Below are 3,882 nucleotides of genomic sequence, written 5' to 3'. Positions count from 1 at the left end.
TGAGAACTTGTTCGACTTCTTGTTCATGGCTCAATCCTCTCAGAGAAAAGAGCCTCCTCAAATCCCGGGGCGGTTCATGATCCTTCGCGCCCATCTGGCCCGCCACATCCACCCTGATGCGGTGAAGACCATGCACAGCCTGTCTAGTCCGGTCTCGGCTCATGCGCTTCGTGCCTTGGAGACAGAGGACCTCGATGCGCCTCCCGCGACACCCGCTATCCCGCAACCGCCGCGAGGTGCTCCCACCATCAATGTGACCATCCCAACCGGACGGCGCTCGTTCGTGCGCCCCTCGGGTGACGTGACGGATGACCCAACGTGAGCCACTACACGATGAAGCCCGTGCCTGACTGCGTGGGCGACTACCCCGAGTCGTTGCTACGTGAATGGGCGACGGACACCCTCGGGGCTGTGCGGTGCTCCGCGTCATACCTCGCGGCACTGCGCATCACCCTGGGGAACATGGCACGAGCAGACCGGCACGGGGCAACGCTCCACTTGACGGCGGATGTTCCCTTCGCCTCGCGGCAGACCATGCGAACCATCCTCGGGCAACTCCTCGGTGCCGGGCTGGTGACGTTGCGTGGGTCACAGGGCGCTGTCGTTCACGCCTACCGAGGCGCGGCGCCTATGGATGACCACCATCCGCTGGAGCGGCTGTACCGCGAAGCCGAGGATGCGGCCTTCAACCGATACAGGCAGTCCCTCGGCCTGTGTGTCGGCGACATCCCCTACTGACGGCCATCCTTAGCAACCACGAAATCGCCTTAGCAACCACCTATAAAGGGGAACCAAAAGGTGAACCTGAGGGGGCCGCCCCGGGGTCAATCGACAGCAGACCACCCGGCCCCTGTTCGAGCCCTTCAGGTGTTCTCTGCATGGGGGTGCATCCATGATCCAACCAATCAGCGATGCACCTCATCGACCACCTTGAGTGCGCCCAGCGGGTGACCTTCAGTTGATCCCATGGGGGAGTGGTTCTTTGTGTCTTCCCCACGTAGGTCTTCCCCCCAACGTCCCCCCGTCGAGCCCTATAGAGCCCGACATCGCAGCCGTGTGGCTGCATCTGTATTTGAGGGGAGAAGCCCTCCCTCCCTCGTCCTGAGCCCTGATGCCCAACGGTGTCAGGGCTTTCTTCATTTCCACCACCTGTACCCATGTCTCATTGCAAACCCAAAGACTACGAAGCCCGCGTCGTGCGTGCCTACTCCCTCCCGGTCGGCGCCTTCGACCACCTCAAGAACCTCCAGCGGCACCTTCAGCGCACCATCGACCCCACCGGGGAGCGCCACACGGTCACCAACAGCGAGGCCCTCACGGAACTCCTCAATGACCACTACCGCCTGGGCGTGGTCGCTGGGTTCAAGGACCGCACCACCTCGGAGCTGTGCCGCGACCTTGCGAACGGCACCCTCGTGGTTGTCCCTGCGCCCCGTGAAGGGAGCCTCGCATGAGCCGCCTGCAAATCAGCGACGACTTCGGCGCCCAACGCCTCGTCACCCAGGCCCGCCCCATCGCTCAGACCCAAGCGGTGCCCTCTGCGGATCAACGCTTCGCGGGCCTTGCCAACGCCTTCGCGGCGGCCGAGATGCTCAACGAGACGAACCGCCAGCGGGTCGAGCGTGAGGAGACCGCCAACGCCCAACGCTGGGCCAACTCCATGACGGTCGATGAGCTGGGCAAGCGCATCCGCTCCGGTGAGATGCTGCCCTCGCAGTCCCCGGTGTTCGCGGCCACGGCCCAAAACATCTGGGGTCAGAACGCCCTTGCCTCCCTGGAGCGCGACGTGACCTCCAAGGTCAACACCGGAGAGGTCACCTTCAGCTCCTCCGAGGAGGTCGAGCGGTACCTCGTGGAGGCCCGTAACACGGCCCTGGCGGGGCAAAGCAAGTACGCCGCTGCGGGCTACGACCAACGCTTCAACGGGCTCCGTGAGAGGCTCATGTCGGGGGTCGCGCAGGCCAACGACAAGGTGATCGTGGAGCAAGCCGCGAACGACGCCGCCGACAACCTGGGCAACACCCTGAACCGCGTCACTGCGGGCGACTACACGGGCTCCACGCAGGACGCCGTGAAGGAGGTCATGGACCAATACCACCTCCTGCGCAAGACCTCGGTGATGCCGCCTGCGGCAGCTCGCGGGGCTCTGTTGGAGACCATCACGCGGGCCGCAGCGAGCGGCAAGACGGAGCTGGTCACGGGCCTGCTGGAGACCCAGCTCCCCGACATCGGCTCCGTGCGGTCCATGCTGGGCGCCGACAAGGCCGCCACGCTGGAGGCCCAAGCGGGGACCCGTTACGACGGCCTCCAGCGCCAGCGGGTGGACGAGGAGTCCCTACCTTTCTACCTCGCAGCCAGCGACGGCCAGCTCCAGGTGGAGAAGTTCATGGGCTGGGCCACCAGCGACACGAACAAGAAGTACACCACCGCCGCGTTCATCAACGGCATGCTTCAGTCCAACATGGCGGCCCAAGCGCGAGCCGCTGAGGGTCTCCGTAAGGCACGTCTCCAGGGCGCCATCGCAGGCATGGAGCACGAGGCTCAGAAGCGGGTCGATGCGGCGCTCTCTCAGGGCCGCTTGTGGGATGTGCAAGGCACGAACACGCCCCAGGTGATGACCAGCACGGGGACCCTGAAGGACTTCGACGTGAAGGGCTACGCCGAACAGGCGCTGGTGCGCAAGACGGCCGACATGGCGTTCGATCAACAGGTGTCGGCGTGGTCGTTGAATGGGCTGGTCAATCCGAACTGGGCCAACCAGCTCCGGGCCGGTCTGAACAACCTCGCGTCTATCGCCCTGGACTCCAAAGGGAAACCGCTCGGGGAACTCAATGAGGCCGGTCTTCAGGCCATCGAGCTGTTCAAGCAACTCAACAACGTGAGCCCCGACGCGGCCCGGCAGACGGCCGGAGAGGACGCCTTCAAGCGGTTCTCCGACATCGCCTTCCTGGAGCACATGGGGCGTGCCCCTGCGGATGCTGCGGCCATCGCATCGTCTGCGGCTTCCGGTGCCTCTGCTGGCTCTCCTGCGTACAAGCTGGAGACCAAGATCGCGGCCCGCGTAGCGGAGCTGACCGACACGCCTTGGATGGACTGGCTGGAGAACAAGCGAGATGGTGCGTGGGACGTGATCCGTCGCAACAACCCGCTTGCCTTGGGCAACGCTCTTGCGGCCGGTCTGTTGGAGGCGCGGGGCCAGGAGGTGCCCGAGTGGCTCGAAAGCGATCCCGTGGGGACCACGCGGCACAACACTACGCCGAACACCTCTCAGGTGAGCGGATGGGTGCGCCGTCACGCGACCCTACTGGCCCACAGCGGGCACGCGCCGGACGCCGATACGGCCCTGTCGTTGGCGGTGGAGTATGTGAGCGACCCCAAGGTGTCGGTGAAGGTCAACGGGACGCTTTATCTGCGCCACGAGCTGCCGTCGGCCCCCGGGGAGGGCGAGGATGCCGCGCAGTGGCTCGGTCGATTCCTTGACGAGGTGCCCAAGGCTCGCGCCCTGGAACAAGGCTTTGCCGCCTCCGAGGTGCGTCTGGAGTTCGACGAGCGAAGCCGCGTCTATCGAGCGTTCATGGGCGGGCTCCCGATGAGCAGCCCTGAAGGCGGCGTCTGGGTCTTCTCGCGGGGCGACATCGAGCGATGGATGCGCGAGCAGCGCCAAGAGGACATCGAGAAGGCCGCCCCCGAGGCCGCGTATGAGTCCTTCAAGGCGCGGATCAACGCGGAAATCCCGGAGGTCCAGAAGGGCGACCGCTACGCCATCGAGAGGTACGACAAAAGCCTGTACGGGCGTGGCTTTGACGTGAGCGTCCAGTCAGCCCATCTTGAAAGCCGAGGCGGTTCATAGGAGCCTCGAGTCCACTTCAACTCTTGGTGGAC

4 protein-coding genes are annotated in these 3,882 nt (G+C 65.0%); all 4 read left to right on the top strand.

Annotation, left to right across the window (positions count from 1 at the left end):
* A partial coding sequence (locus BN948_RS27435; protein ID WP_238327271.1) for a hypothetical protein occupies positions 1-322 on the top strand: 322 nt, incomplete at its 5' end.
* Positions 319-738 carry a hypothetical protein gene (locus tag BN948_RS26975; protein WP_035624839.1) on the top strand — a complete coding sequence of 140 codons (420 nt, stop codon included), beginning with the start codon at positions 319-321 and terminating at the stop codon, positions 736-738. The genes BN948_RS27435 and BN948_RS26975, both read left to right, overlap by 4 nt.
* Positions 739-1,196: 458 nt before the next feature.
* Entirely contained in the window at positions 1,197-1,454 is a 258-nt protein-coding gene (locus BN948_RS25245) for a hypothetical protein (protein ID WP_035624836.1), read from the top strand.
* Complete coding sequence (locus tag BN948_RS25240) at positions 1,451-3,850, top strand: hypothetical protein (RefSeq protein ID WP_035624833.1); 2,400 nt, start codon at positions 1,451-1,453, stop codon at positions 3,848-3,850. The genes BN948_RS25245 and BN948_RS25240 overlap by 4 nt, the downstream gene beginning before the upstream one ends.
* The last annotated feature ends 32 nt before the right edge of the window (positions 3,851-3,882 follow it).

This window comes from Hydrogenophaga intermedia, from assembly GCF_000723405.1.
In the GTDB taxonomy this organism is placed as follows: domain Bacteria; phylum Pseudomonadota; class Gammaproteobacteria; order Burkholderiales; family Burkholderiaceae_C; genus Hydrogenophaga; species Hydrogenophaga intermedia.
This window is presented reverse-complemented; position numbering and strand designations above follow the sequence as displayed.